This is a genomic window from Klebsiella sp. YJ (assembly GCF_002108615.1).
GTDB classification, from domain to species: Bacteria; Pseudomonadota; Gammaproteobacteria; order Enterobacterales; family Enterobacteriaceae; genus Klebsiella; species Klebsiella planticola.
In genome coordinates this window covers 292,794-319,170 of the sequence record NZ_MTEG01000004.1, presented here as the reverse complement: position 1 = coordinate 319,170, position 26,377 = coordinate 292,794, and the positions used below count along the sequence as shown (strand labels likewise).

Genomic DNA, 26,377 nt, shown 5'->3' with positions numbered 1-26,377 from the left:
TTATTTCCCTAACATGAATTGCGACGGTGGCAACATAAAGGTATTACCCTGATCTTTCTGTACACGCTGCTCATAGTGCTCAAGAGAACCGGGTGATAACCATTCCTGCATGCGGTTCAGAATAAGATAGTCCATCCCCTGACGTACACCAAGCAGATTGAGGAACGGTGTATGGTTGATACCGAAACGGAGAAAGTCTCCGGCCTTGGCATCGCCATCTCTGGCCTGCAGGTATAGATTCCTTAGCTGATCCACATCTCCGACAAATGGCCCGGCCAGGCTGGATGTCATGCCCCCACCGAAACGGTTATATTCGCCGAAAAGGAAATCCCCCATAAGACCAGCGCCACCACCTTGTGCCATCGCTGCCATGACTGACTTGTGATCCAACGGCCGCGGTGTTTGCCCCTTAGCCATGAGTTTTGCCTGCATGGACAGATATCCAAAAGCTGTCATCCATACGAACAACTGAGCAAAGCCCTGCCATTCTCCGTTACCTGCAAACATCGCTTTGGCCAGCGCCGGAAGCTTACTCTGCCCAAGGGCCGCCGGCGTGTAACCACGGCCGTACAACTCTCTTCCCAGGGTATTCTGCATAAACGACGCAGTGAAAGATTTGAACTGCATCATCATTCGTACGGCTTCACCAACCGGCGTGCCTGGTACAGTACCAAATTTAATTAGCGCATTTGTTCTCGCCCCGGGTTCGGACATGGCAACCTGAATACGATCGAGATAGTAGCCTCGGAGTTTACCTGCAAGGGTTTCCCGCGCATTGGCTATCGCAGCCGAACTGGCCTTGATGTTCTGCGTCGCAAGATATTTTTCAATGTCGTGATCGGGGATAAATTGAACACCATTAGGGGTCATATGGCTGTTACCGTTCAGTTCGTCCATCTGCATATTACGGAATACCGACCACTCATGCTCACCGATACCACTTATTTCAAGTACGCGGCGGAGCTCGGGGTTCAGCTTTGAAAACTCACTGCCAGCATTACGCGCCATCCAGTTGGACATGATAAGGCCGGCGCCCGAACGCCCGTTTTCGGTCCACCAGTTAAGCAAGTTGTATTTGAAAAACTTCTGCTGAAGACGGGCGATTTTCCCGGGGACAGAAGTATCTCCCGAAAATTTGGAGATCACTTCATTGCGCACAGCATCAAAACCGATCCCCATATAACTGAGGATTTCTTTTTTCTCTTCGCTGCTGTAGCCCTGCAACTTGGCCACAAGGTTTTTACTCATCGCCTCATAGATATTCATGCCCTGATATCGCATTTCCATGGACATGTTGCCTATATCATTAAGGGATGAAAGCGTTGCGCTACCCAGCTTAGTCATCCCCTCAACTGCTCGAATACTGGCGCCCATTTTGGCCAGGGTTGCATTCCCTGGGATATTGGTAAGCCCCATAACCTCATCAAGCTGCTGTTTGAGCATACGGAACTGACCGTTAAGATCAGCCACTGCCGCGGGGTCATTTGTCTTTTTAATACGCTGCAACCGATCATCAAAAAGACGCTGAAACATGTGCTCAGGGTTTGTTCCGAGTACCCGCATCAGGCCGGTTGTTTTTGCTGAACTATCCAGAGAGGCAATGACAGACTCGCGAATATTCCCGGCGCCGTACAGTTTGTTGTATTCGAACCAGGCATCACCACCGGGCTTAAAAATGAGTTCACGCTCCTGGCTGGCTCGTTTGGCTATATTGGATCCGCCACCTTTGAAGCCCTTCAGCCATTCTGAGGCGGGCTTGTAAGTCAGGTGTGTTCCCGATGCCAGGTTGTTATAGACGTTTTGTAGGTACTCTTCGCGATTAGCTATGCCTTCAAAAGTGCCATCATCCAGCCGCGGCAAAATAAAATCACGCCATCCCTCATATCCTGCGGCTCTGATTTTGTACATGTCGTGGCTCTGGCGAGTGATATATCCCGCCAGCTTACCTACCCATGCGCCGGCTCGATTTTTATCAAGACGCGTGACTTCATTCCACTTCATTATAACTTTGCCAAGTGCTATCGCCTCTTTAGGGAGACCATCGGTAGACTCTCGGCGCCCCATACGGTCAATAGCTCGGGCTATATCAAGATCGTACTCACCAGATGAAAAGGCTTTTTCGTAACCTGTTTTATCAATGTCGTGAAAGAAACCACCGTTGTATTTACCGCTCAGTTGCTCCTGCTCCCTGGCTACTGATTCACGGGTTCCGGCCGCATATTCATTACGCCCGACCAGAATGGAAGACAGAGTGATATCAGGGCGATCTGCTGCGCCTTTGCCAAAACGAGTATTGTTGAGAAAGGCCGAGTGTTTTTTGTAAATACGGAGGTTGATCAGCTTCTGCTGAGTTTCAATGGCTTTTGCCAGCCTCTCGGATTTCATTAACTCCTCAGCAGCCTGCAGCGCGGCTCCCTCATTTGAAATAGCAGCATTCTCAGCTTTGATCCGCGCTATCGTGTCATCCATGTTGTTAAATAAGCTCTGCATCTCTTCATCGGTCAGGGTTCGACCGGCGGCAGCATTTACTGTTTTTTCGCATGCGGTGAGAAAAATATTATCAGCCATTCAGTTTCCCTATACGGCACATAGCCGCAGCTTTGATTGCTTTTTCCATGGAGGTATCCGCGGCCTCATGGTCAACCTGTTTCATTAACGCGGCGAACTCCGGATCATCAGAAGAAATAGCGTCGTTAATTTGGCGCGTATAATTCAGGTTTTCTTCTGCTTGTCTCAATGCGTCATCAATAGTGCCTGATTCACCCATTGACTTTATCTGGATATCAGCTGAAGCACTGGCCGCCACATCGTCTTGCGCTGCTGGGATGCGTCGAGGTAAAGACAGATCATCAATAGCCGTAATTTTTTTCTCCGGGTCTACCAGGTTGAGAAACGGCTCGATATTTACATCCTCCCCCCGTCGCATCTGGGCTACGGCTGACCGCATAGCCTGATTACGCACCATCCAGTCAGCCTCACCAAACTTCTGAGCAGCACTTTTGACACCTTGCGCAATCGGAGACTGTCGGAGTGACAAGCGGATCTCATCTGCTCGCTGGGAGACTTGCTGTGCAAGCGGTTCTGGAATTGCCCCACGGGAGAAAGATGCCAGTTCCTGCGCCGCTCTGGCACCTTCCTGGTGTTCTCCAATACGAGAATTCAGTTGTTCGATCTCTGCCTGTAACCGCTGGCGTCGATCATTCCGTTGAACCTGTGCCGCCGCACGTGCTTCCCTGAACTTCATCCTCTGCCCCTGATACTGTTTAGTAAGCTCGGGCAACGATGCATCAAGAGAGCCAATATCTCTGGTCAGGCTTTCAATCTGGCGCTGAAGTTCACCAACGCCTGTTATTTGCCGTGATGCCAACTCCTGAAGATTATCAGCATAAGAAGGGACAACATCGTTATAGGCCGTTTGCTGCGTATAGTTCTCGCGGTAATGATCGATGCTTCTAGCCAGGTCATCTGCCGGCGCTCTGGCGAGGTATGTTGGCGAATCAGGAAATATGCCAGGTCGCATAACTAATGGTTCCGCCGCCGGTGATTCGATGGGGAGGCCATTTTCCGGAGATGGTGACTTTTCGGTTGCGACGCCAGGAACTTCATTTACCCGGGAAGTGGACATATCACGGGCTCGCAGCGCATCAGCCACAATCCCACCACCAGCGTGAAGAATACCACCGCCAATTGTTCCAAATAGAAAATTGGAGGCGTAATCACCCATAGTAAAATCATTACCCTGGGCTGCTTGTCCTTCTGAAACCAGCGGCATTGTCGCTGCTGTCTGTACTGCACCATATGCACTTCCCTGTAGAAAACGTTGGCCAGCACGGCCAAGAAGTGTTGCGGCTCTGGCCTCACCTGCGAAGGGGATAAGCCCTATAAAGGCATTACCCGGATCCGCCATGCTGCCCATTAGATTAGCCATATACTTCAGGGGAGTAGAGACGGTACCGGATGGAGCACCTTGTAAGATCTGTTGCCTGTTGAGGTGAGCCTGATGGTCCTGAATGACCGCATCAACATAGGGTTTTGTTAACCCCGACGTGGGAATGTTGATTGACTCGATTTTATGCTCACTGAAGAGCCGTTTTGCATCTTCCTGGCTATATCGCTCTGCACTGGGATCAATATTTAGCCGGGCAAGGCGTGATTCCTCACCCCAGGATACGAAAGGGCCTTCGTTGAATCCCTCAGAAACAGACGCGCCAAGCGAGCGTAATAGCGGCTGCTCGCCCTCGACTGGCAAGGGGTTGTTGCTGAGAGGAGCTCCGGTATAGAACGCCATTACTGGCCTCCTCGCGTATTAAGAGCATCGCGCAATACATTGCTCGAGGTGTCCGGCTCTTTTTGGGGCTGCTGCTTCAACGCATCCTGACCCTGGATTACCCTGAAGGCATCGGACATAGTGGCATTAACATTTGGTGTATAGAACTCAGAAGGTGGAGTAACTTTGCGTTTTTCGCCCATCCAGTTAAGAACAGCACCGGGTGTGCTCGGTTTTGCAACTCCAGATTTACTGGCATCAGCAAAGCTCACACGGATAGGAGCGCCGTGCTGATCCAGAATAGGAGTGCCGTTAACTGTCAGATAAACACCTTGTTCATTTTCGTCCGTCACCCATTCAGCGCTATTCTGTATCTGCGCAAGGTTATTAGCGGCATTCTGCTCTGGCGTCATTGATGGGATATAAAACATACTCCGACTGCCAATATCATCTATCTTGAGGCTATTGACGATATTACTCAGACCGTCGGTCACATTATTCTCTTTCAGTCCCAGGCTGTTAGGCATTCGCCATGTATCAGTGACCGTATAATGATCGCCGATCATTTTTTTATAGGCTTTTTCTGTTGCAGCTTGAGCATCTTCCCCTGATGCCATGTAGTAATAAGCCAGCCGCTTACCTTGCTCATTGATATCAGCAAGCGTTTCCGCCCCACCTTGTCGCTGCAGGCTAAATGTCGGCGATGCTGCGGAGATTAGAGAGTTCCAGGCCACGTCTACACCTTTGGCTTGTTCGCCAGCGTTTTTCTTCAGCTCTTCCGTCTTCACATTGCGGATGGCAAACATCGTGTCAGCAGCGTTAGGGTCGTTTATCGCTGTAGCAACCCTTACTGCTGCTTTTGTTTTTGGCTGCAGCTGTGCGACAACAGAGTCACCGTAACGGCCAAAGCCAGAGATAATCCCTTTCAGGTCAGAAAAGTTCATATCGCCGCTATCAACTTTTGCCGATATCCCGTCAACTATGCTCGCTGGTAATACACTTTTGCTTCGGATCCCAAGCCGGTCTTTTTCTGCCTGAATGCGTGAGGCCAGATATTCACCGGTAGCCTGATTATTCTGGTACTCTTGGAAGGCTGATTGAACTACCGGGGAATGTTGTTGCAACCAGGTTCCGGGATCAGCCTCGCGGGCATCATGAACCTGCTGGAGTTTTGATACAGCAGAAGCATAAAGCTCGCTCTTATATTTGGAATTCGTCTCACCCTGCTGGGGTTGTATAGACTGAACGGCCGCAAGACCTTGCTGATAATTACCTTTCACGACGGTCTGGTAGACGGGCTGCAGACTCATGGCCTGTTGATATTGCTGATAGGTTTTCTCCAGTTGCATACGCTCAGCGGGCGAAGCCTGCAAAGGCATCACCGCAGCCCATTTCTGTGGCGTGACTGGATTAACAGAACCTCCAGCTTCAAGCGTTACCATGTCATCAAGCATCTGGCTCTGCAGCGCTACACGGCCGGCAGCTGCCTGCATATCGTACATGCCTGCAACTTTACTCATCATGGCGGATTTGTTCTGTGGACTCATCGCATTCCAGAATGGCTGGTTGATGAGGTTTTCCATTGTGGCCTGTCCAGGGATCGCCAGCGCACCTCCGGTTACTCTTGCCACATAGTTGCGGGTTTCTTCGTAAGGGATCGCCGCAGCAAACTGTTCATTGCTTACAGCGCCAGTGCGCGGGTCACCAAATTGTTTAATCCACCCATCGACCGTGCCTGGCCCGGCGTTATACGCCGCCACCGCAAGCACTGGGTTATTATCGTACTTCTTCATCTGCGCACCGAAGTAGGCCTGGCCAAGCTTTGCGTTATAGCGCGGGTCGTTAAGCCACTTGTCACGCTCCCACGCCACACCAGCCAGTCGTGCAGCTTCCGGCGCTGTGCCTTCCATAACCTGCGCTACGCCCACCGCGCCTTTCGGTGACACCAACGGCGCACCGTCTTTACCATACTGATTACCACCGCTCTCCTGCCAGATCATTGCGGAAAATAGCTGCGATTCACTGGGCGTATCAGTGACCTCAACTTTCCCGTTTGGCCCAAGTAGCTGCTGATACATTGGGTTATACCATGCATCTCCTGCCCGGTTAGCAGCCCGTTCACGCCACTGAGACCAGGTTGCCTCAATCTCCTCAGGGCTTTGACCGTGCGCTTCTCCATAAGCAATTATAGAGCCGTATGCATTCTTCCCAGCTGAATCGAATTCAGTAGGATCTAATGCTTGTTGTTCCTGAAGGCGCAAATACCCATTCTGTTGCCCCGTTTCAAATTGTTGACGCTGCCCTACCTCATATCGAGCAGCTTGGTTCTTCAGAGATAGGATTTGCATCTGAGCCTGGCGCATAAAGATATCGCGAACTTCACCTTCTGGTAGAGTGGCTGCTATATCTTGTGCATTTTTCGTTGCATTGGAAATGACCAGATCAGACTGACCCAGCGCAGCTTTACCCTGTTTTGTGATAAGGCCACTCTGAGGATTATTTATCCGATCATCATTATATTGGCTTATTTGCAGTAGCCCGTTTTGGATGTTAGCCAGATCGGTCTTACGTTTTTCCTCCGCCATTATGTTGACGGCGGTGCCAGCCACCTGCTGTAAACCCTGAGCAAGCGGATTCTCCGGCACGCGTAAATTGGCAGTCATTACCGGGGCTGCCTGCGTCTGGCTCTGGCGCTGATACTGCGGAACGGTTGGCATGTTCAGTCTCCTTATAATGATCCTGTCCGGTATTTATCCCATGCCGTGCCGTAACCACCGGTGGTTTTCTTGGACAGAGAATCGCTCAATCCGGTGCCGCCCGTCGTTTTATATGCCCCATAACCCTGCGCTACTGAATTCAGAATCGTTGTTGCTGCTCCGAGATTTGCACTCTGCCTGTCCAGTTTCCCCTGAGCACGACTTACACCCGCCTGAAACTGAAGTCCTGCAGCTTGACGATGGGCATTATTGATTGTCGTCAGCGCATCAAGCTGCCCGAATTTCGCCGTCTCCGTTGTCAGGTCCAGAGCGTTGCCGTTGGTCAGGTCGGCGCCGCCGGAAGCCAGAGCAACGGTTTGCTGCCCTGCTACCTGCCTGGCCTGCATACGCTGCTGATACGCCTGATCGTTCCCGGTGTTAACTGCGTCACGCCCGGCCTGTTCCTGCGCGTCGGCGTTTGCGTTAGCGATGGCGGCGTTTGCCTTGCCGGTCTGGACCTGGCTGTAAGCACTCAGTGCGCCAGCTGCAACTGTAACGGCCATAATAGTTGTCGGTTCACACATGTTTGTTCTCCATTGTAAATCGATGAAAAGACAGGCCCATCAGGCCATACGGAGCAGGATCTTCCAGGCGAAAACCTAGCCAGTGGAGCCAGGATTTAGCCGCGTGGTTGCGCGCATCAACGTAATTTTCAAGAAAGCGATAACCCTGTGACATGTCACGAAGAACCGGGCGGCAATGACGAAGGAAAGTAACTGGCTGCAGCGCCATCAGGTCAGTGCTGATCAGCCACGGAATACCGCGGCCGGTGATGATTGATGCCGGGCTGATTCCGAAGATGGTTACGACCTGCCCGTTAATCAGCCCGGCAGCGGATACAGAAGCCGATTTCATGGCGCGGGCAATGACGTCAGCCGGTTGCATGCCGCCTGCAGCAATGAACTCGTCGCGGTCTGCCTGGCGGACTCTGGGCAGCATGGCGGCGACGAGTTCATCAGTGACCGGAATTATCTCAACCTTGTGCATATCAGCCACTCAATCAATTGCGCAGATGAAAGTGGACTGTGCTTCAGGATCCTGTTTTACAGGAACAAGGGAACACCCTTTTAATCTTGTTACAGTGGCGAAAAAATCCAAAACCCCTAAGGGGTAACGTGGCAACGCTAACTTGGCTACAGAGACAGCCAATTCATACCGTTGAAGCAAATCGGTTAGCGCAATCTGTTCTGTTAACGATGCTTTGTCGATGATTCTCTGGATTTCCTGAAGCAACTCTTCGTCAGTGATATTCGTTTTCATATTTACCTTTATTAACCTCAAAACGTTAAATATCTGTATGAATAATAAATAGATGGTTGATTCATCCTCACACTGAAAGTATTTAGACCTTTACCCCAAATGTTGCTGTAAGGCTTTATCCACCAGTCCCCTGGCGATTTCATGGATAGTAGGTGCAACACCTATGCCTGATTGCTGGCGCTGCTGTTCCTGAATATTGCGGATTGCCTGAATCTGTGCCTCGCTGAGCAAGACAGGTTTGACGGACTGTTTCGACATGACCACCCCCTGATATTTATACAGTTATAATAATTGCAAGAAGTGAAACGATCATTAATTACATTGCAATTAATGAAAGAATAAATTCGATCGTTACCAGAAAGAGAACTGCTTAACTTTGTACTTCGCCTCTCCCCGTGAAGTAGTTAAAATGGGGGAATAGTTCCAGTAATGTCAGCATAGTGATACGGAAGCATCTAAAAACATTCATTTTAATTATATGCAAATCTTCACAACGCAAAAAATATAACACTACATTTAATAGATAATTGAGGCTTTTTATATAAAAAGAAATTAAAAAAACAGCATACATATCTGCTTTTTATCAGTCTGCCTGTTCATTTTTCATTTAAGAATCGCCATAATATAAAGCTTAAAAAATAAAACATCTCTCACCACACAGACTAACTTGACAGTTGTCATTCCATTGACCATTTTTAAAGAAAAACACCTTAGGGGAATAAATAAAATGAATAATTCACTACTAAAACATGCAACCCAATCATTCGCATGGTCATTATTTGCACTCATATTAATCTCTTGCACTAATAATACAAGTAATCCTGTTGGTCGCCCCATGGACGAAGATAAGGTCAACCAGCTTTCTCTTTGCGCTGGAGGAATGGAGCAGGGCTTGTCTGCAGATCTTGTTGCGGCACTAGAAAAAAATGGTGGAAAAATAACATCATCATTTACCGAGTACGCTAAGGGATTGATATTCAGTAATAAAGATATTGCTAGCTCAGATAAAGCCGCAATGTATAATAAGTATATTGAGTGTGTTTTTAAAATGCAGGAAAGACAGGCAAAAGCTGATGGTTGCACATTAATTAAAGATTCATGCATGAGTGTGGCCAATACCATTTTCAAACAATGTATCCGAAAAGAAATGAAAGGATGCTACGAAGATTGTAGATATAGAGGTTTTAATAGAGATGCATGCATATTACAATTATGCAACTATGATAAAATATCAGAGGACTCAAAGGAATTTTATAACAACAGATGCAATGCTAAAGAGGATTATATGTCGCAAGAAAATGAATGTGCTGAAAAATACAGCCAATGCATGACATATCAAGGATAAAATAGTTTTTCCTATATGATTACATCACTACGGATGACCGAAATCCTCAGCATGGGCTGGTTGGCGTTTACCTTCTCCAGGCATTCATCACAACGTCACTTTAACCACTCCCGGCCATTATCAGAAATGGAATCGATTGTTTATGGACTTTGGATGAACCTTTGGCGAAGATTGTCTAACGACCTGCCGCAGCCATGCCTCAACCTAACAAGGAAGACCCCGATGCCATTACCTGAACGCATGAAACCAGCCAAAATCAGCCGTCAGAAACTTAAGGAACTGGCGGATATGGCCAAAGAGATACTTTCGCAAATTGATAACGGCGCCGACGAAGATGATGTAGGGCTAAAAGCGTTGATTGATGACTGGAACAGGCAGGTCGTTAATCCGTATGAATTCTCTGATTTCCGTGACTTTTCCTCATGGACCGACGCAAAGAACTTTACCCGGATGGCATTTAATCAGGAAAAATACGTTGCGGATTTAGCCTGGGATGAACTAGTTCAGATAATTAGTTTCGTGTGCAATGCTGAAGGCAAGGAATCGGAACAAAGCTACGCGCTGGGATTCCTGGAGAAAAACTTTGATGCCAATCCGTCCGACCTCATCTACTGGCCTAATGAATGGTTCCAGGATGAAGACATGCTCCAGGTAGATTTGACGCCTGAAGAAATCGCCGGATACCTGATGGCAAAATCTGGCCGGCTTCTAAGCGATGCGCCACAAATCAACCTGAGATACCCGATCCCTCCCAGCACAAAAAGTTAACACTAAGAGATACCAACACTCATGGGCAAAACACGTCACTTATGCCTATACATAGCCAGAACATGTCAAACCTGCCTATCTATAGGCAGAACACACCATTTCTGCCATGCATAGCCAGAACACACCGTTTCTGCCTATAAATAAGATATAGGCATTTTCATGGGGCCGTGCCGAAAATAGCATTCACCTGCTTTTCCGGCTGTCCACACACGGTAATTGAACTTTCCAAGGCTATAGATAAACTGGGCATCAAAAAAATGGCCCTCGATAAGGGCCATTCTTTGGTTAAATTGAAACAGGAATCGGTACGGGAATTCTAGGTTGTATTTCAACCAGTTTCGCATCAGACCTTAAGATGCCATTGAAGATATCTGGCGTTTTGGGAGCCTCTATTGAGACTACAAAGGCATATCTAATAATAGAGGCTTTAGCTCCTGCTATCTGATCCCCACCATCACGAGCCATATAGTGGATTTCAAAACAAGGTTGATCAAGACTAGTGCCCAACTTACCTTTCTCTCCATGTAAAACAGACTCCCATTTGCCAGCATCAGCACGCAACTCAGCTTCTGTAGCAACCGTTTTCTGTTTAAAAAATGGGTCCGTTTTATCAGGACTTGGTCGCCAAGTAATCTCAACACCTGCCTTTGTATACATAGACGTATCTTGAGGGTCTACAGGGCTTGAGAAACAACATGTTGCTTTAATTTTAACCTTACCAATAATCCCTGTTGCGGGCATCGGAACTGGTACTTTTAAATACTTACCAGGGTATAACTCTCCTTGATATAAAATTTTAGCGGTACCATCCGCTGATTCAATAATCTGATTAATAGAATCTGGTACTTTTCCCCAACCAACCTCTTCCTTGTCGTGAGAATGTTGATTAGCAGAATTTATTAACAAGGCCTTAATTGCCAAAGGCGATACATCATGTCCTAAAATCGCACGAACACCAACTGCATACCGTAAAAGATAAGGTGCTGAAAAACTCGTCCCACAGGTTGGGACCAATTTCCCAATGCTAGTATCGCTGGGAACGTGAAAATACTGCTTAGGATCACCTCCGAAAGCAACAAGATCAGGTTTAACTAAGCCTGGTGAACGACCTGGACCAATCGCACTATAAGTAGCTCTTTTCCAGTCTGATTCAACTCTATTGATTGCCCCAACTGAAAGGGCATTTACACAATCAGAGGGAACTTGAACACGATTTAATTTATGCTCACGGTTCCTTTCGCCATTGTTCCCTGCCGCAATCGTAAGAAATGTCTCACCGTCAGCAAGATAGGTATCAATTAAAGAGGTCCATGGATGTATTTCATCATCATCAATTGGCAAATCTGGGCCCAAGCTTAAATTCATAAACTCATATTGCCTAGAGAGAAGAATATCTTCTAGGTGAGAAAGTGTTCTATAAAGCTCATAGGGATCTTCCCCTTCAACCTTTTCATCTAAAACTCTGTAATGATCTACATATGAAAACGGGCGAGGTGCTTTTTCACCAGGCCACAACGGTCCAAAAAGAAAGGCCGATGTAACTCCTAAGCCATGAGAGGGACCATCGGTGAGATCATTTGCTGTTGGGTCAGAAAGACCATAATTTGATACCCATGGTTCTAATACATGCTTATCAGGTAATCCGCAGTCCAAAATGGCTACACGCACATCAGAAGCATATGGATGTACGTTAGGTAAATCGACATCTGCCCCAATTGGGGTATTTCTAGTCAGCGGTCGAAAAGAACGCATTGCTGGGAGGGGGCGAACAACCCTAACAAAAGAGAAAGCAGCCAATCGCTCTAAAAATCTTTCATCTCCAGCTATTGGTAGAAACCAGAGGTTTGAAACTTCAATAGCCATGTTTTCTTTGAGCTCAAACCCCAATTCTGATGCATAGCTAATAAATGAAGATTTAATAAATTCGGAATTCCCTCCTGGAATGAGCTGCAAACCAACTTCCCAATACCCTTCAAAGGCATTGGGGTTTTCTTTTATTTTGTCACGTTCATCAACTTTTTCTATGCTCCAAACACGAAAAAGATCCGAAGCACCAGGGCTGTCTTCTGAGAGACTACGTAAATTTTCACTAAACTCAGTAAGTCTCTCACGTTTTCCTGCTATAAATATTTTTGTGGTTGGCGATTTTTTAGGAGGACCTACCCGAGTCCATTTATCTGGCAAGACTTCAATACCTTTACTCCCCAATGAGCGAACGCCCATTTCTCTGAACAATGTTCTTGGGAAATGGCCTTTAGCAATATAAGAGGGATGCAAGGTAATTGCACTTACAGCAAAATCCCTTGGACAAACGTCACTGCTTAAGGCATTAAGTTGCTGTGTCGTTATCTCAAATTGTGGCTCGAGCCTTCTAATAACCTCAGTAAAGGTATAGATAGGATCCACATTAGGATTTATTTTAGGTGGCGGCGTTAATGATGTTAACTCTTCAGCCTTACCAATAATGTAATTTTTTTTATCACTCACTGTGTGTACTCCTGCTCTGTTAATCTCTTCCGGATAGTGTCCCTGCTAACATTCGCAACTTTTGAAGCTTTCTGCTGAGTAAAACCATATTTTTTAACTAACTTTACAGCAAAGCTAATTTGTTCAGCTTTAGACTTACCATTTAAGTCAAAGTTGAGATGGGAAATGAGATCTGACTCAAACTCATCAGATTTAAGAAGATGTAGCCTTCGCAGCTGGTAGATTTCACGTTTGATATTGCTGTAGGACTGTCCATGCAAGCTATCTTTAAGTAAATCGAACCACGGCTCGAATATTTTGAAGTCATCCCCAGAAAATAATTTAATAGCATCACTGACTTGTTCATCTGTTGGTAATCCAAAAACTATTTCACAATCAAAGCGACGCCATAATGCAGGATCAACTAACTCTGGGTGATTTGTGGCAGCAACAAGTAAACCAGTGCTTGGCCACTCTTCCAGCTCCTGAAGCATGATCGTTACCAATCTTTTTAGTTCACCAACATCTGACTCATCAGTACGTTTTTTTGCTATGGCGTCTATTTCATCCAATAAAAGAATAGATGGATGGGATTTAGCATAATCAATAACACTTCTTAGATTACTGCCCGTTTTACCTAAAAAGCTACTCATAACCGTAGTTAAATCAAGAGTATATAATGGAATGTCTAACTCGGATGATAACCATTGCGCAGTCATTGTTTTACCGACCCCTGGAGGGCCACTAAAAATAAGAGACTTTGTAGGACTAAGTCCATGACGTGCAAGCAAATCAATCTTTTTCCTTTCCAGGATCACTTGCTTCAACTGCTTCTTAACTTGCAATTGTAACAATGGCTCATTACTGCCATTACTTATTGGTTGTTCTTTAATTAAGTTTTTAGGCAAAGTGGCATATCCGTTGCTTTCGTCATCTGAATAATCAAATGTCGAAGTATCTCTTCTCATTACCTGATGAGATCGGGCAGGATGATTCTTGAGCAGTTCTTCAAGAGTCTTAGCCAACAACGGATCGCTTTTTCTCAATCCACGAATGTGTTTAGCCAAGTATATCCTGAGGTCTTTATCTTCCCCTTCAAGAGCGAACTTGACAACACTGACTAAATCCAATTCCATTGCAACACCTTAGGCACAAAAAAGCACAACACGTTGATTTAAAGTAAAAAACTAGAAAGTTAAGCAATGACTAGTTTTCACATGATTCCTTATTATAGCCATAACAATTGAACAAGTCAGTAGGAGCTGTGTTTTTTTACAGTACAAATTAGAGTGTATTGCTCAACCTGAGAAAGGCATTAAAGCGGTGTTGCTAGCCTCTTCCCGGTAATTGTGCGGCCTTATCCAGCCCACTGATTAAGCTGTATATTCCCTTCCACGCTGATGAGGTCGCCTTTACGGTGTTTGGCCAGCGCGTCAGCCTGCTTGCCAAAGGCAATAACGCCCAGCCAGAAAGCAGCCTCTCTGTTATCTGCCGCATTACAGGGCAGCGCTAGCGCCAGGCGGGCCATAGCCATGTTCGTACCTTTTGCGGGTCGGACACCATCCGGCCATATGCTGAAATTTGAGCTGCCATCGCTGTGATCCTCTCTTCTGATGCCCTGTACATGATTTAGTGTTGGTTCAAAATGGTAGTTTGTTGCCTCAATGTTGGTTCATTTTTCAAACATGAAACCTTATTAAACAGATATATATAACTAATGAGGCAACTGAACCAACTGAACCAACACCTAAACTACACACATGAAAGAATGCTTTTAGTCTGGCTGGTCATCGTCCGGCAGATACTGCAGGACATAAACCCGAATCTGTCGCCCATCAATGCGTGGCGACTTTCTCTGGAACCCCCGGCCTGAAGTCGGCGGTGTCAGCATGCCGGCTTTCTTCAATACCTCCGCAAACTGACGGGAGTTAAAGCCGCGAGCAATCTCCCCTTCGAAGGCTGCGGGGAAGGTGTAGAACACCATTGGGTCAGACTCGTGACCACCTTTCTGCCGGTATCCCGCCATATTGGAGATAGGGAGGCTGGCCGGGTCATACGGGAACGGTGCAAAGCGGCTCATCCCGTAGGCGTTCAGGAATGCCTCTGTCTGCTCGATAATTTGCTGATGTTCTTTGTTTCCGGTCCCAAATTCACGCAGCCAGGCGTTATAGCTGTACTGAATAGCATCCCGACTCGTCTGCTCATCCCAGCCGGTGATCACCTTACCCAACAGCAGTGCGGCTTCCAGAATGGCGAACCGGGCACCGACACGATGGACCTGCTCCCCGTAATCAGGCGGGATCAGGCTGCGCCAGCGCTCTTCCGCGGTCCTAACAGCGCTAACCGCCTCGAGCTGGTGGTCAGCTAGCCACTTCACCCACTCACGCCCGGCCACTCCGTGGTGATGCTGGTATGCATCCTTGAGAGCATCGGCATGGTGTTTACCATTGGCATGCTCATGGAAACGTACTGCTCGGCGCATAGGGATATTCAGCAGGCGAACCAGTTGACCGGCTTTAGCCTTACGGCCGGCGCTGGCGATGAAAGTCTCCAGATCCATCTCACCAGTGCTGATTGCCACAGTACGCCAGCGCTTAAGGTCGCGGTTCCCTCCCTCCTTCGCCCCCTGCAGCTTGCCCGTGCCGTTAAACAGCGCGTAGGCCGATTTATAGACCTCCACCGGGTCAGCCCCCTGCCCGATTTCGTCAAGCGGCATCAGCGCGTCATTATGTGCGGCGGCCTCATTCGCCAGCCCAAGCGCGGTGCCGTACCAGGTAAGGCGCAGTACATCCGGGTTTCCGTAGAGACTGGATGCCACATTGGCAGTGGTGGTCTTACCCGCGCTCGACTGTTCATAGAGGTGGATACCGAAACCATCAGCGCCGGCAAGGCCAATCAAAGGAGCTGCCAGCGCAGCGGCCACGCCAGTCATCATCGAGTAGTTGCCAAAGGCCAGACGCCCAACGCTCTCTCGCCAGCTCTGCACGGTACCGCTGGTGGTGTAACCGGATGCGGCAGAACTTCGCCCGTTAAACAGCACCGGCTGCTCAGGCGTACCGATGATCTCGCCATCCGGCATGATGTAGGCGCCACACTGCCAGCCTGTAGCATGCGCAATGCGCCATACCTCTCCATTGGCACAGCTCTGCAGCCAGTCGGCCAGCGTTGCGCGTAAACCACTCTTGGTTGTAACGTTCACCCCGCCGGCCTTGAGCGTACGCCAGCCTTCGCGTTCACCGATATCGGCAAGCGGTATAGCCTGGACAGTCTCACTCTTCGCACCAAATGCCTGCCAGCGCAGGATCAGGTAACGGGTTTTACTGTCATCAATGCCGATGCCGACAACATTCAGAGCAGAACAGAGCCAGCTTTCACGGTTAATGATTTCACCGGTAGTGTTATCTGTTTTTGGTTCAACCCAATAAATACCTGCAGCACGGCTTTCGACATGAGGTCGCAGAGATTCAGGTTTTGATGCGCCCTTCTTGCCACCGTTGATCACTTTCAGTTTCGCGGACACTTCAGGCTCCTGCGGTTGATACATAGAATCGTTAAATGCTGCCGTAGCGGCTTCAAGCCCGTGTTGCTGGTGGTAGTCGTTCCAGTCGGCCTTTTTCACCGTTGGTGGTAAAGCCACCCAGCCAGAGACAGCCTTTGCAGCTTTCTCCGCAGCGTCTTTGCCTGTATTTGGCTCTCCGGGCTTAATATCGTTGTCGGCAGCAATGATGATCTGCGCATTCGGGTAACGCTGATGCATGGCCTGGGCGACGGGCTGCAGGTTGCCAGCATCTATGGCACATACCGTCAGTGCTTCCGGGCGTGTCAGATGGACAGATAAGGCTGTTGCCAACCCTTCAGCAATTAAAACACTCTGCGGTGCGTCTGCTGCGTTTACAGCATGGTATGCACCTCGCTTCGCCGAGCCGGCCAGAAGACGTTTTTCACCCTGCTGTGTAATGGTCTGCGCAGCTGTTACTGTGCCAGATTCATCAACCAGCCCTAACAAAAGCGAACCATCCGGCAGAACAGGGAAGGTAAACCCAACCAAACCCTTGTTCATGAGGTATTCGCTTTCACCCTCGAAAGCTGTTTCTGCAAGCCCCTTCCAGTGGCTCACAAATAAACCGCGGCGCTGTTCTATTTCAGCCAACTTGCGCCGTTGGCGTTCCTGCTCGCGCTGCTGGCTTTCGGCTTTCATTTGTTCCCGTTTCTGGCTAGCTGTCGCTTCGTCCTGTTTCACTGTCCGGTAATCAATACCCAGCACATCAGCCGCCAGCCGTGCGGCCTCCGTGGTGTCGCATTTGTTCACCTTTCGGATTAGGTCAAGGCCGTCACCGGCGCCGCACTGGTTGCAGATAAAGCTGCCGCGGCCGCCATCATCGAAACGGAAACGATCCGAGCCGCCGCAGGCCGGGCACGGACCGTGCCGGCGCGGTGAATCCGGCACATCGATATGCAGCCCAGCCAGCACTGTAGGCCAGCGATCAGTTGCAGCATGGGTAACTTTTCGGATGAGGTCGATATTTTTCATTCGCAATCACCATCTTCCAGACGTGCGTTGTGCTCTAGCTTTTTCAACAACTGAGTACCAATAAGTTCTGCGGCATCTACGAGGTAACTTTTGGTGTGTGGATCACTGACATCGTTAATTGTTCGCAGAATTGCCAACACGCATTCTGTCTCGTAGGTCAGTTCATCGAGCGGATAAGGATTCTCAGTGATGACTGTGGGAAAGGAGTTATTACGCATGATCCACCTCCGTCAGACGGATGCGGCCAGCAAAAAAGCAAACGTGATCACGCACTAAAGTGCGCCGGGCTTCGCGTTCAGATGCTGCGGTGACGTGGTTTTTTACAGTGACAGATTGGCTATCGCGGCGTATAGCGGCGATGATCCAGATGAATTGTGTACTTTGGGTAGGGGTAGTAGCCATGGAGGCATCCTCTATACAGTGAATCGTAAATTCACCACCAAGAGACGCCAATCTCGGGCTGGTGGTGAGCTGAACAAGGTTGGCGTAACCGGCCTGTATAGACACCGGCCTTCCTTTCGGAAGCCTCATCCAGCCCACCATAATTTGGGTGTGCAGGAATTTTGCCGACAAAAAAACACGCTTAGTGCGTGTCGGCACTATACAGGTTATCAGGACGCCAATCCCAGCACCAGATTTTGCTGGTGCGCTATAACCATAGACCGGGAGGCTCTCAAGTCGCAAGCCCTTTTTTATAAGGTCCGACAATTTATAGTTAGTGATGTGATAGGCTCCACATCCATCTCCGTCACTGGACACGGTATCTTCCAGATAGTCAGATCCTGAGCGCTTGCCCGCATTCGTACTGGTCGCGAAATTCCACCCGGCATTTTGCGCACCACCTTCAGTGACCCGCAAAGTGACAGGTTTCGACAGGTTCCCGTGGCTGCGCAGCACTCGCAAAGTGCTAACATTTGCTAACAGGCCAGCCATAGAGAGGCTATTACCTTGGATACTGGTAATCATTGTTTCACCTCCGCGTACTCCTTCATGAATCGCTCAATGGGCTGTACGCAAGGGAACTGGTAGCCCTCGCGATAGAACGTCACGCGGTTGTGCGCTACAGAGACGACGCTCACCGTCTGGCCCTGCGTGTCGCGATATGCGTGATTTGGCAGCGGTGTGCTGGTGGGGTTAGCCATTAATGAACCTCCAGCAGGTCAGGTTGATACTTACGCCACAGTTCGATTTCTTCGGCGGCCAGGCGAGCTTTCTCACCTTTGCATGACTGAAGGTCTTTACCGCACCGGCTGGCCCTCTTCGTGTAAAGCTCTTTGCGGCGGGTATGGTCATTAAGGAGCGCGAACGGCACACCGTAGGAGCCAGTTTTACGGATAGAAGGCACAACCTCGCGGAATACCCAGTTGCTGAAGCGGTGGGCGAACGTGCCGGGAGTGGTGGCCTTGCGACTGCGAGCTATCAGTTTGTAGAAACCTGACTCAGCGGCCATATTCCAACTACGTGCTCCGCCACGCTTACCTGAATGCCCCTCATTTAAAGTTAGGGTCATTACCTCATCGAAATCCAAAGAAGTAACAGCACTGGTTGGGTTGCTAATTTCTAGGGCCTGGCAAACGTCAGAAACAACAAACCACGGTTCACCATCGACATTCACAATGCGCACGGAATGCCTCTCGAATTTAATGACTGAAATATCATTCACTTCAGCCTTGAATATATTTTTCTGGCTAACCACAGGCTGAGACGCGCCCTCAGAATTGAATCTGAATTTTTCGATTTTCATTTATCCTCGTTCCGCTACACAGTAGAGAATTAAATATTCACACTATCTTTCTGCAGTACCACCAGCCCCACAGAAAAAGTCCATGTTACTCTTTAATTATTCGGACAAGCCACCGCGTGACTCAGCAATACGTTGATTAATCCAATCATCTATTTCACTTTCGATGAAAGCAATTGAGCGCGAACCAATTTTTATTGCAGAAGGAAATCGGTTCTGCTCCATGAGGCGATATAACCACGCTTTACTATATCCAGTTCTTCGTTGTACTTCAGAAAATCTTATCAATGACTGAGCCATATTTACCTCGTAACGTCTATTGCGGTTTACGAGGTATATCATTGCATAAAAAAGACGATGTTTTTATATCCTTAGGGTTAAGGATATTTAGGTACATTTTACCCTGAGGGTAAGGGACTCAGGATGGATTTCACCCTTAGGGTTAAGGTAGGCGGCTGATTTAATGAGTTATTCTACCCTATGGGTTAGGGTAGATTGATATGTGAGATATGTATCAAGGACTGACATCTATGATACATCATGACTCATGGTGGTACTCAAACGAACTAAGACGCCTTTCTAACAATTGGGCAGGCAACTCTTTCAATGGCACTAGCAAGTGCATGTGACATTCCATATTGCTCTTTCAACTTCTCGATTACATAATCTGCAGATGGCGTCGTGACTCGAGCATTATTCTCATCAAACAATTCCCACTCAACATTCCTTATGTTGATAGCAATTAATAATGGATCGTCGTCTCTAAACACACCAAGATACTTGGGCTTATCATGCCTTAGTTCATCAACTTCACTTTTTAATTTTTTATTTTCATCCGATAATATTTTAATTCTCTTTTCATATTCCTGCACACTGCTTTCTGCTGAATTTTCATTATCAAGTTGTTCATTAAACCTGAATGTAATCCCGGCAGTAGTAAGCACATGAATCAATTCATTCTTACGAAAGAAGAAATCCTTACGCGAACCATTTTCATACCCTTCGTTATTATAAATAGAAAAATATCCACCTTGCCCTTCATTATCTATACCTGATATCCAGTTTGATGATATCAAATATTCTAATGTCTCGAGGCTTTCTGCTGCAATCTCATCAGACTCAGACACTCCTTTAACTCTATCGTAAGAACAACTTGCCAAGCAATTAGAAACATCATCACTTACAAGATTGAAATTCCTATAAATAAACTGAACAACATCATGAAAATTTAGAAAATCATTGTCTTCTAATATAAAGGAAACTGTATCCGAGAAAGAAATAACACTATTTTTCTCTGCCAATAACTGCGCGACAGACACGACCATAACGCCACCTCACGCCCTCTGATTTTGGCGGCTATGTCAGCCCGCAGAGGTGTACGGGTTTTCGGGGATCAGCCTAGACATAGCCTATTCTTTGTTCGTCTGCCTAAGTCTACTATCGTCTGTATATACTGTCTATGCATCCAGTCAGGCACGTTTTCCGAACGAGCCATGGACCACATTTTCACCATTCTCAAGAGCCCCCATATAGTCGGAATACCACTGGAGCATTTCCCGGCGGCCGTCCAGATACTGGGCATGGTTATATGTCCCGCGGATTGAGTTCTTATCGACGTGGGCCAACTGCGTTTCAATCCAGGCGGTGTTATAGCCCTGTTCGTGGAGTATGGTACTCATGGTGTGCCTGAAGCCGTGCCCGGTCGCTTTACCGTCATAGCCAATACGCTTAATCACCTGGTTAATGCTGGCTTCACTCATTGGCTTGCCGGCATCATTTCGACCCGGGAAAACATACTTCCCTCGCCCGGTAAGCTGGTGGATTTCTTCCAGCAAGTCGCGAACCTGAATCGAGAGAGGCACGAGATGTGGGCGCCGCATCTTCATTCGCTCTGCGGGGATATTCCAGACGCCTTTGTCAAAGTCGATATCAACCCACTCAGACGCTCGCAACTCAATTGTCCTGAGTCCGGTCAGCATTAACAATCGTGTGGCGTTACGAGTGATTGTGCTGCCGCTGTATTCACTTAGCGCACGGAGAAAATCCGGGATCTGGTCGGCTGAAAGGTGTGGGTAGTGCTGTTGCTTGGGCGGCTTAAGCGCGCCTGCCAGGTCTGATACAGGGTTGTGCTCGGCTCTACCGGTAATAATGGCATAGGTAAATATCTGCCGGCAGGCCTGACGGGTTTTCTTGAGTTTATCCAGAACGCCACGTTGTTCCATCTTTCGCAGGACGTTAAGCATTTCAACCTGGCTGATATCCGTAATCGCCTTTTGTCCGATGAAGGGGAAGATGTCTTTCTTCAGGTACATCAGGAGATGCTCGGCATAGCCTTCTGACCACGATGTGCTTTTATGGGAATGCCATTCCATCGCCAGGCGCTCAAAGCTGTTTGCCACAGCCTGCTCTTTCGCTTGTTTCTCTTCCTGCTTCTCCTGCCCCGGATCACCACCAGCAGCGAGAATTTTTTTTGCATCTGCGCGCTTCTGTCTGGCTACCGCCAGAGTGATATCTGGATATACCCCCAGCGCCAGTAACTTCTCTTTACCAGCGATGCGGTACTTCAGGCGCCAGTATCGCGAGCCATTAGGGTTCACCAGCAGGTAAAGACCGCCGCCATCAGACAGCTTATAGGGTTTGTCCTTGGGCCTGGATGTGTCGACCTGGCGGGCTGTGAGCTTCATTTTGGGGGTATCTCATTTCATTGAACAGGAATCTACCCCCAAATGTACCCCCACATGAATGTAGATTTCAATAGACCATAGTAGACGTTGAGATAATGAGATATTGGCGAAAGCCGCGTGTATGCTGGATTTAGTAGACTTCAGGAGACGTTAAGAGAAGTGAAAATGGTACGCCCTACAGGGTTCGAACCTGTGACCTACGGCTTAGAAGGCCGTTGCTCTATCCAGCTGAGCTAAGGGCGCACTGAAATGCGGATGCTTCATGGGATGAAACCGCCTGGAATTATACGGTCAACGCTCAGTGAGTCAATGCATTTTGCCATGAAACTGCTGCGGCATAACTAACTTGCCTACATATGCGACAAAGGTTGCGCAAAGATCGCCCGACACCTGTTTTCAGCACTTATCTATCATCGACGACAATAACGCGTCCCAATTCCCCATAAATGCCCCCAATATCCCTTTAAACCGCAGTGTCTTTAGCCACAAGTTTTGTCAAAGAGGGATAAAAACTCAAACGAGGACTGACAGCGAGGCTGGCTTCTGACAAAATATCCGCATCCCCCTTTCGTTACGATACAGATGGAATCCTCTCTCTGATGGCAGCAAAAATTATTGACGGTAAAACGATTGCGCAGCAGGTACGCTCTGAGGTTGCGGAAAAAGTGAAGGCCCGCACAGCGGCCGGAAAACGCGCCCCAGGGTTAGCCGTCGTACTGGTCGGCAGCAACCCGGCGTCGCAGATTTATGTCGGCAGCAAGCGCAAAGCGTGTGAAGAGGTGGGATTTGTCTCCCGCTCATACGATCTCCCGGAAACCACCAGCGAAGCGGAATTACTGGAGCTTATTGATACGCTGAATGCCGATACCACTATCGACGGTATTCTGGTACAGCTGCCGCTGCCTGCCGGAATTGATAACGTGAAAGTGCTGGAGCGTATCGCCCCGGACAAAGATGTTGACGGTTTCCACCCTTACAACGTCGGCCGTCTGTGCCAGCGCGCCCCGCGACTGCGCCCGTGTACGCCGCGCGGAATCGTCACTCTGCTCGAGCGTTACAATATCGACACCTACGGCCTGAATGCCGTGGTTATCGGTGCATCGAACATCGTGGGCCGTCCGATGAGCATGGAGCTGCTGCTGGCGGGCTGCACCACTACCGTAACCCACCGCTTTACGCGGAATCTGCGTCAGCATGTCGAAAATGCCGACCTGCTGATTGTTGCGGTCGGTAAACCGGGCTTTATCCCGGGCGAGTGGATCAAAGAAGGCGCCATCGTTGTGGATGTCGGTATTAACCGTCTGGAAAGCGGCAAAGTGGTCGGAGACGTGGTCTTCGAAGATGCCGCGGAACGCGCGTCATACATTACGCCAGTCCCGGGCGGCGTTGGCCCGATGACCGTTGCTACACTGATTCAAAACACGCTACAGGCGTGCGAAGAATATCACGACATTCAGGAGGCCTGAGATGGCGAATTTTTCTCTGGGCAAACACCCACACGTTGAACTGTGCGATCTACTGAAGCTGGAAGGCTGGAGTGAGAGCGGCGCGCAGGCAAAAATCGCGATTGCTGATGGCCTGGTGAAGGTTGACGGCGCGGTAGAAACCCGCAAACGCTGCAAAATCGTCGCCGGTCAGACGGTGAGTTTTGAAGGCCAGAGCGTCACCGTTACTGCCTGATCCTGCTAAATGAATGATCGCCACCTCCAACAGGAGGTGGGCTAAGACTGATAATAAAACGCCCGGCAAGCCGGGCGTTTTTTATCGCTTACTTCCGGCGCCAGGTAGTGCCCTGCGGGCCGTCCTCCAGCACGATCCCCATCTCATTGAGACGATCACGCGCCGCATCCGCAGCGGCCCAGTCTTTCGCTTTACGCGCATCCAGACGCTGCTGAATCAGCTGCTCGATTTCCGCAACTTCACCGTCGTCAGCCTGCGCGCCGCTTTGCAGGAAGACATCCGGCTCCTGCTCCAGCAGCCCCAGCACTCCGGAGAGCTTGCGCATATGGGCGGCCATGGCGTTAGCCGCGGCGACATCTTCCGTCTTCAGGCGGTTCACTTCACGCGCCATATCGAACAGCACGGAATAGGCTTCCGGGGTGTTGAAATCGTCATCCATCGCTTCAATAAAGCGCGCTTCGAAGGCGTCGCCGCCGGCCGGCTCTGCCGATTTGTCGGTTCCGCGCAGCGCGGTATACAGACGCTCCAGCGCAGAACGCGCCTGCTTGAGGTTTTCTTCGCTGTAGTTCAGCTGGCTACGATAGTGGCCGGACATCAGGAAGTAGCGAATGGTCTCCGCATCGTAGTACTTCAGCACGTCGCGCACGGTAAAGAAATTGCCCAGCGATTTTGACATTTTCTCGCGGTCAACCATCACCATCCCGGAGTGCATCCAGTAGTTAACGTATTCCCCGTCATGGGCACAGGTGGACTGGGCAATTTCGTTTTCATGATGCGGGAACATCAGATCCGAACCGCCGCCGTGAATATCAAAATGGTTGCCCAGCTGTTTGCAGTTCATCGCCGAACATTCAATGTGCCAGCCAGGACGACCGTTGCCCCACGGCGACGGCCAGCTCGGCTCGCCCTCTTTCGACATTTTCCACAGCACGAAGTCCATCGGGTTACGCTTGACGTCAACGACATCAACGCGCGCGCCAGCCTGCAGCTGATCCAGATCCTGGCGCGACAGCTGCCCGTAATTCGGATCGGTCGGTACCGAGAACATCACATCACCGTTGTCCGCTACGTACGCATGGCCACGTGCGATCAGTTGTTCGGTGATTTCAATGATCTCGGGTATATGATGGGTGGCGCGAGGCTCCATATCCGGACGCAGAATATTCAGCGCATCGAAATCATTGTGCATTTCGGCAATCATGCGATCGACCAGCGCGACAAAGCTTTCGCCATTCTCATTAGCACGCTTAATGATTTTATCGTCGATATCGGTAATGTTGCGCACGTACTTCAGCTTATAACCGAGAAAACGCAGGTAGCGGGCAACCACGTCAAAAGAGACGAAAGTACGGCCATGGCCGATATGACAGAGATCGTAAACGGTAATTCCACACACGTACATGCCCACTTCCCCGGCATGGATAGGTTTAAACTCTTCTTTTTGGCGCGTCAGTGTATTAAAAATTTTTAACATCGAAGATTCCGTGTAGACGTGTGTGGATATAAGTCGCGTATTCTAACCTTAATTCAACCCCGAAGCAGCACACAATGCAAGGTGATCGAACCCGGCGGTTATGCTATAACAGCCCCCTATGTCACGCCCAACTTTGGGTTTAAGCACCACAATCATCGGAACAGGATGCAAAAATGGTTACTTTCCACACTAATCATGGCGATATCGTCATCAAAACCTTTGACGACAAAGCGCCGGAAACAGTTAAAAACTTCCTGGATTACTGCCGCGAAGGTTTCTACAACAACACCATTTTCCACCGTGTTATCAACGGTTTCATGATCCAGGGCGGCGGCTTTGAGCCAGGCATGGAGCAGAAAACCACCAAATCCCCGATCCAGAACGAAGCCAACAACGGTCTGAAAAACACCCGCGGTACTCTGGCCATGGCCCGTACTCAGGCACCTCACTCCGCCACCGCGCAGTTCTTCATTAACGTTGTCGATAACGACTTCCTGAATTTCTCTGGTGAAAACCTGCAGGGTTGGGGCTACTGCGTATTTGCCGAAGTGGTTGAAGGCATGGACGTGGTCGACAAAATCAAAGCGGTCGCTACCGGCCGCAGCGGCATGCATCAGGATGTGCCGAAAGAAGATGTTGTGATCAAAAGCGTCACCGTCAGCGAGTAATTCGTGGCGACACTTTTTATTGCGGATTTGCATCTGCAAACAGAAGAACCGGCGATCACCGCCGGTTTTCTACGCTTTTTAGCCGGCGAAGCCCGTGAGGCGGACGCGCTGTATATCCTTGGCGATCTGTTTGAAGCCTGGATTGGCGATGACGATCCGAACCCGCTGCATCAGCAAATCGCCTCGGCAATCAACGCATTAACTCAATCAGGCGTGCCCTGCTATTTTGTTCACGGCAACCGCGACTTTCTCGTTGGCCAGCGCTTCGCACGCGCCTGCGGGATGACGCTGCTGGCGGAAGAAAAAGTGCTCGACCTGTACGGCCGTCGGGTCCTGATAATGCACGGCGATACGCTCTGCACCGACGATCCGGGCTATCTGGCTTTTCGTGCCAAAGTCCATACGCCGTGGATTCAGCGTCTGTTCCTTGCCCTGCCGCTGTTTATTCGCCGCCGCATCGCCGCCAGAATGCGCGCCGACAGTAAAGCGGCCAACAGCAGCAAGTCGCTGGAAATAATGGATGTCAATCCGCAGGCGGTGGTCGAAGCGCTGGAGAGGCATCAGGTACAGTGGCTGATTCACGGTCACACGCATCGTCCTGCCGTCCACCCGCTAGAGGCCAACGGCAAACCGGCGTTTCGCGTGGTCCTCGGCGCCTGGCACAGCGAAGGGTCGATGGTCAAAGTCAGCAAAGACGACGTCGAACTGATCTCATTCCCGTTTTAATTTCCAGCCCA

Annotated in this window: 24 protein-coding genes, 1 tRNA gene and 1 pseudogene; 6 read left to right on the top strand and 20 right to left on the bottom strand. The window is 49.2% G+C overall.

The genetic code is table 11. The features are described from left to right. From BV390_RS05660 to BV390_RS31090, 7 genes are all read right to left on the bottom strand, one after another. The gene (locus tag BV390_RS05660) at positions 1–2,568 is read right to left on the bottom strand and encodes a hypothetical protein (protein WP_085396688.1); all 2,568 of its coding nucleotides are present in this window, start codon (positions 2,566–2,568) and stop codon (positions 1–3) included. Next, positions 2,561–4,288: a hypothetical protein gene (locus BV390_RS05655; protein ID WP_085396687.1), complete on the bottom strand. Its 1,728-nt coding sequence runs from the start codon at positions 4,286–4,288 to the stop codon at positions 2,561–2,563. Before BV390_RS05655 ends, BV390_RS05660 begins: the two co-directional genes overlap by 8 nt. After that, positions 4,288–6,984, bottom strand: coding sequence for a transglycosylase SLT domain-containing protein (locus BV390_RS05650; RefSeq protein ID WP_085396686.1), 2,697 nt, complete (start codon positions 6,982–6,984; stop codon positions 4,288–4,290). Before BV390_RS05650 ends, BV390_RS05655 begins: the two co-directional genes overlap by 1 nt. 11 nt (positions 6,985–6,995) lie before the next feature. Further along, positions 6,996–7,526 (bottom strand): hypothetical protein, encoded by a 531-nt coding sequence (locus BV390_RS05645; RefSeq protein WP_227517225.1) that lies wholly within the window; start codon positions 7,524–7,526, stop codon positions 6,996–6,998. A gap of 13 nt (positions 7,527–7,539) precedes the next feature. Further along, the gene (locus tag BV390_RS05640) at positions 7,540–8,010 is read right to left on the bottom strand and encodes a hypothetical protein (protein ID WP_085396685.1); all 471 of its coding nucleotides are present in this window, start codon (positions 8,008–8,010) and stop codon (positions 7,540–7,542) included. Between the two features lie 9 nt (positions 8,011–8,019). Continuing rightward, a complete protein-coding gene (locus BV390_RS05635; RefSeq protein WP_085396684.1) occupies positions 8,020–8,283 on the bottom strand; it encodes a hypothetical protein in 264 nt (87 codons plus the stop codon). A gap of 90 nt (positions 8,284–8,373) precedes the next feature. Further along, a complete protein-coding gene (locus BV390_RS31090; RefSeq protein WP_168185410.1) occupies positions 8,374–8,541 on the bottom strand; it encodes a hypothetical protein in 168 nt (55 codons plus the stop codon). 469 nt (positions 8,542–9,010) lie between these two features. On the opposite strand from BV390_RS31090, the gene BV390_RS05630 reads away from it, so the two are divergent. Further along, a complete protein-coding gene (locus BV390_RS05630; protein ID WP_139155979.1) occupies positions 9,011–9,628 on the top strand; it encodes a hypothetical protein in 618 nt (205 codons plus the stop codon). Between the two features lie 222 nt (positions 9,629–9,850). Next, positions 9,851–10,396, top strand: coding sequence for a hypothetical protein (locus BV390_RS05625; RefSeq protein WP_085396682.1), 546 nt, complete (start codon positions 9,851–9,853; stop codon positions 10,394–10,396). A gap of 285 nt (positions 10,397–10,681) precedes the next feature. Here the strand turns inward: BV390_RS05625 and BV390_RS05620 are convergent, their stop codons facing one another. From BV390_RS05620 to BV390_RS05565, 12 genes and pseudogenes are all read right to left on the bottom strand, one after another. Next, positions 10,682–12,883: a S8 family peptidase gene (locus tag BV390_RS05620; RefSeq protein ID WP_085396681.1), complete on the bottom strand. Its 2,202-nt coding sequence runs from the start codon at positions 12,881–12,883 to the stop codon at positions 10,682–10,684. Then, positions 12,880–13,998 carry an AAA family ATPase gene (locus tag BV390_RS05615; RefSeq protein WP_085396680.1) on the bottom strand — a complete coding sequence of 373 codons (1,119 nt, stop codon included), beginning with the start codon at positions 13,996–13,998 and terminating at the stop codon, positions 12,880–12,882. Before BV390_RS05615 ends, BV390_RS05620 begins: the two co-directional genes overlap by 4 nt. A 224-nt stretch (positions 13,999–14,222) precedes the next feature. Further along, positions 14,223–14,455, bottom strand: a pseudogene (locus BV390_RS05610) (single-stranded DNA-binding protein); the annotation flags it as partial. 181 nt (positions 14,456–14,636) lie between these two features. Further along, complete coding sequence (locus BV390_RS05605; RefSeq protein WP_085396679.1) at positions 14,637–17,393, bottom strand: TOPRIM and DUF927 domain-containing protein; 2,757 nt, start codon at positions 17,391–17,393, stop codon at positions 14,637–14,639. Beyond that, entirely contained in the window at positions 17,390–17,611 is a 222-nt protein-coding gene (locus BV390_RS05600) for a hypothetical protein (RefSeq protein ID WP_085396678.1), read from the bottom strand. Before BV390_RS05600 ends, BV390_RS05605 begins: the two co-directional genes overlap by 4 nt. Beyond that, on the bottom strand, positions 17,604–18,359 hold the full coding sequence (locus BV390_RS05595; RefSeq protein ID WP_139155978.1) for a host cell division inhibitor Icd-like protein: 756 nt from the start codon (positions 18,357–18,359) through the stop codon (positions 17,604–17,606). The genes BV390_RS05600 and BV390_RS05595 overlap by 8 nt, the downstream gene beginning before the upstream one ends. Beyond that, on the bottom strand, positions 18,356–18,535 hold the full coding sequence (locus tag BV390_RS05590) for a DUF4222 domain-containing protein (RefSeq protein ID WP_085396677.1): 180 nt from the start codon (positions 18,533–18,535) through the stop codon (positions 18,356–18,358). The genes BV390_RS05595 and BV390_RS05590 overlap by 4 nt, the downstream gene beginning before the upstream one ends. Continuing rightward, positions 18,535–19,137, bottom strand: coding sequence for a BRO-N domain-containing protein (locus BV390_RS05585; RefSeq protein WP_085396676.1), 603 nt, complete (start codon positions 19,135–19,137; stop codon positions 18,535–18,537). Before BV390_RS05585 ends, BV390_RS05590 begins: the two co-directional genes overlap by 1 nt. Before the next feature lie 96 nt (positions 19,138–19,233). After that, the gene (locus BV390_RS05580) at positions 19,234–19,434 is read right to left on the bottom strand and encodes a helix-turn-helix transcriptional regulator (protein ID WP_085396697.1); all 201 of its coding nucleotides are present in this window, start codon (positions 19,432–19,434) and stop codon (positions 19,234–19,236) included. Between the two features lie 266 nt (positions 19,435–19,700). Then, on the bottom strand, positions 19,701–20,459 hold the full coding sequence (locus tag BV390_RS05575; protein ID WP_085396675.1) for a hypothetical protein: 759 nt from the start codon (positions 20,457–20,459) through the stop codon (positions 19,701–19,703). Positions 20,460–20,603: 144 nt separating this feature from the next. Further along, positions 20,604–21,818 (bottom strand): tyrosine-type recombinase/integrase, encoded by a 1,215-nt coding sequence (locus BV390_RS05570; RefSeq protein ID WP_085396674.1) that lies wholly within the window; start codon positions 21,816–21,818, stop codon positions 20,604–20,606. A gap of 166 nt (positions 21,819–21,984) precedes the next feature. After that, positions 21,985–22,061, bottom strand: a tRNA-Arg gene (locus BV390_RS05565). 356 nt (positions 22,062–22,417) lie between these two features. On the opposite strand from BV390_RS05565, the gene folD reads away from it, so the two are divergent. Further along, positions 22,418–23,284: a bifunctional methylenetetrahydrofolate dehydrogenase/methenyltetrahydrofolate cyclohydrolase FolD gene (gene folD / locus BV390_RS05560; protein ID WP_004858880.1), complete on the top strand. Its 867-nt coding sequence runs from the start codon at positions 22,418–22,420 to the stop codon at positions 23,282–23,284. 1 nt (position 23,285) lies between these two features. Next, positions 23,286–23,498, top strand: a complete 213-nt coding sequence (gene ybcJ, locus BV390_RS05555; protein ID WP_004858878.1) for a ribosome-associated protein YbcJ — start codon at positions 23,286–23,288, stop codon at positions 23,496–23,498. An 88-nt stretch (positions 23,499–23,586) separates the two neighbouring features. On the opposite strand, the gene cysS is transcribed toward ybcJ, so the two are convergent. After that, the gene (cysS, locus tag BV390_RS05550; protein WP_032689155.1) at positions 23,587–24,972 is read right to left on the bottom strand and encodes a cysteine--tRNA ligase; all 1,386 of its coding nucleotides are present in this window, start codon (positions 24,970–24,972) and stop codon (positions 23,587–23,589) included. Between the two features lie 173 nt (positions 24,973–25,145). On the opposite strand from cysS, the gene ppiB reads away from it, so the two are divergent. Then, positions 25,146–25,640, top strand: a complete 495-nt coding sequence (ppiB, locus tag BV390_RS05545) for a peptidylprolyl isomerase B (protein ID WP_004858873.1) — start codon at positions 25,146–25,148, stop codon at positions 25,638–25,640. 3 nt (positions 25,641–25,643) lie between these two features. Beyond that, positions 25,644–26,366 (top strand): UDP-2,3-diacylglucosamine diphosphatase, encoded by a 723-nt coding sequence (gene lpxH, locus BV390_RS05540; protein WP_032700649.1) that lies wholly within the window; start codon positions 25,644–25,646, stop codon positions 26,364–26,366. Positions 26,367–26,377: the final 11 nt, after the last annotated feature.

Excerpts from the sequence above, each read along its gene's own strand:
- BV390_RS05660 (WP_085396688.1), bottom strand. The coding sequence starts at position 2,568 with ATGGCTGATAATATTTTTCTCACCGCATGCGAAAAAACAGTAAATGCT.
- BV390_RS05655 (WP_085396687.1), bottom strand. The coding sequence starts at position 4,288 with ATGGCGTTCTATACCGGAGCTCCTCTCAGCAACAACCCCTTGCCAGTC.
- BV390_RS05650 (WP_085396686.1), bottom strand. The coding sequence starts at position 6,984 with ATGCCAACCGTTCCGCAGTATCAGCGCCAGAGCCAGACGCAGGCAGCC.
- BV390_RS05645 (WP_227517225.1), bottom strand. The coding sequence starts at position 7,526 with ATGGCCGTTACAGTTGCAGCTGGCGCACTGAGTGCTTACAGCCAGGTC.
- BV390_RS05640 (WP_085396685.1), bottom strand. The coding sequence starts at position 8,010 with ATGCACAAGGTTGAGATAATTCCGGTCACTGATGAACTCGTCGCCGCC.
- BV390_RS05635 (WP_085396684.1), bottom strand. The coding sequence starts at position 8,283 with ATGAAAACGAATATCACTGACGAAGAGTTGCTTCAGGAAATCCAGAGA.
- BV390_RS31090 (WP_168185410.1), bottom strand. The coding sequence starts at position 8,541 with ATGTCGAAACAGTCCGTCAAACCTGTCTTGCTCAGCGAGGCACAGATT.
- BV390_RS05630 (WP_139155979.1), top strand. The coding sequence starts at position 9,011 with ATGAATAATTCACTACTAAAACATGCAACCCAATCATTCGCATGGTCA.
- BV390_RS05625 (WP_085396682.1), top strand. The coding sequence starts at position 9,851 with ATGCCATTACCTGAACGCATGAAACCAGCCAAAATCAGCCGTCAGAAA.
- BV390_RS05615 (WP_085396680.1), bottom strand. The coding sequence starts at position 13,998 with ATGGAATTGGATTTAGTCAGTGTTGTCAAGTTCGCTCTTGAAGGGGAA.
- BV390_RS05605 (WP_085396679.1), bottom strand. The coding sequence starts at position 17,393 with ATGAAAAATATCGACCTCATCCGAAAAGTTACCCATGCTGCAACTGAT.
- BV390_RS05600 (WP_085396678.1), bottom strand. The coding sequence starts at position 17,611 with ATGCGTAATAACTCCTTTCCCACAGTCATCACTGAGAATCCTTATCCG.
- BV390_RS05595 (WP_139155978.1), bottom strand. The coding sequence starts at position 18,359 with ATGATTACCAGTATCCAAGGTAATAGCCTCTCTATGGCTGGCCTGTTA.
- BV390_RS05590 (WP_085396677.1), bottom strand. The coding sequence starts at position 18,535 with ATGGCTAACCCCACCAGCACACCGCTGCCAAATCACGCATATCGCGAC.
- BV390_RS05585 (WP_085396676.1), bottom strand. The coding sequence starts at position 19,137 with ATGAAAATCGAAAAATTCAGATTCAATTCTGAGGGCGCGTCTCAGCCT.
- BV390_RS05580 (WP_085396697.1), bottom strand. The coding sequence starts at position 19,434 with ATGGCTCAGTCATTGATAAGATTTTCTGAAGTACAACGAAGAACTGGA.
- BV390_RS05575 (WP_085396675.1), bottom strand. The coding sequence starts at position 20,459 with ATGGTCGTGTCTGTCGCGCAGTTATTGGCAGAGAAAAATAGTGTTATT.
- BV390_RS05570 (WP_085396674.1), bottom strand. The coding sequence starts at position 21,818 with ATGAAGCTCACAGCCCGCCAGGTCGACACATCCAGGCCCAAGGACAAA.
- folD (WP_004858880.1), top strand. The coding sequence starts at position 22,418 with ATGGCAGCAAAAATTATTGACGGTAAAACGATTGCGCAGCAGGTACGC.
- ybcJ (WP_004858878.1), top strand. The coding sequence starts at position 23,286 with ATGGCGAATTTTTCTCTGGGCAAACACCCACACGTTGAACTGTGCGAT.
- cysS (WP_032689155.1), bottom strand. The coding sequence starts at position 24,972 with ATGTTAAAAATTTTTAATACACTGACGCGCCAAAAAGAAGAGTTTAAA.
- ppiB (WP_004858873.1), top strand. The coding sequence starts at position 25,146 with ATGGTTACTTTCCACACTAATCATGGCGATATCGTCATCAAAACCTTT.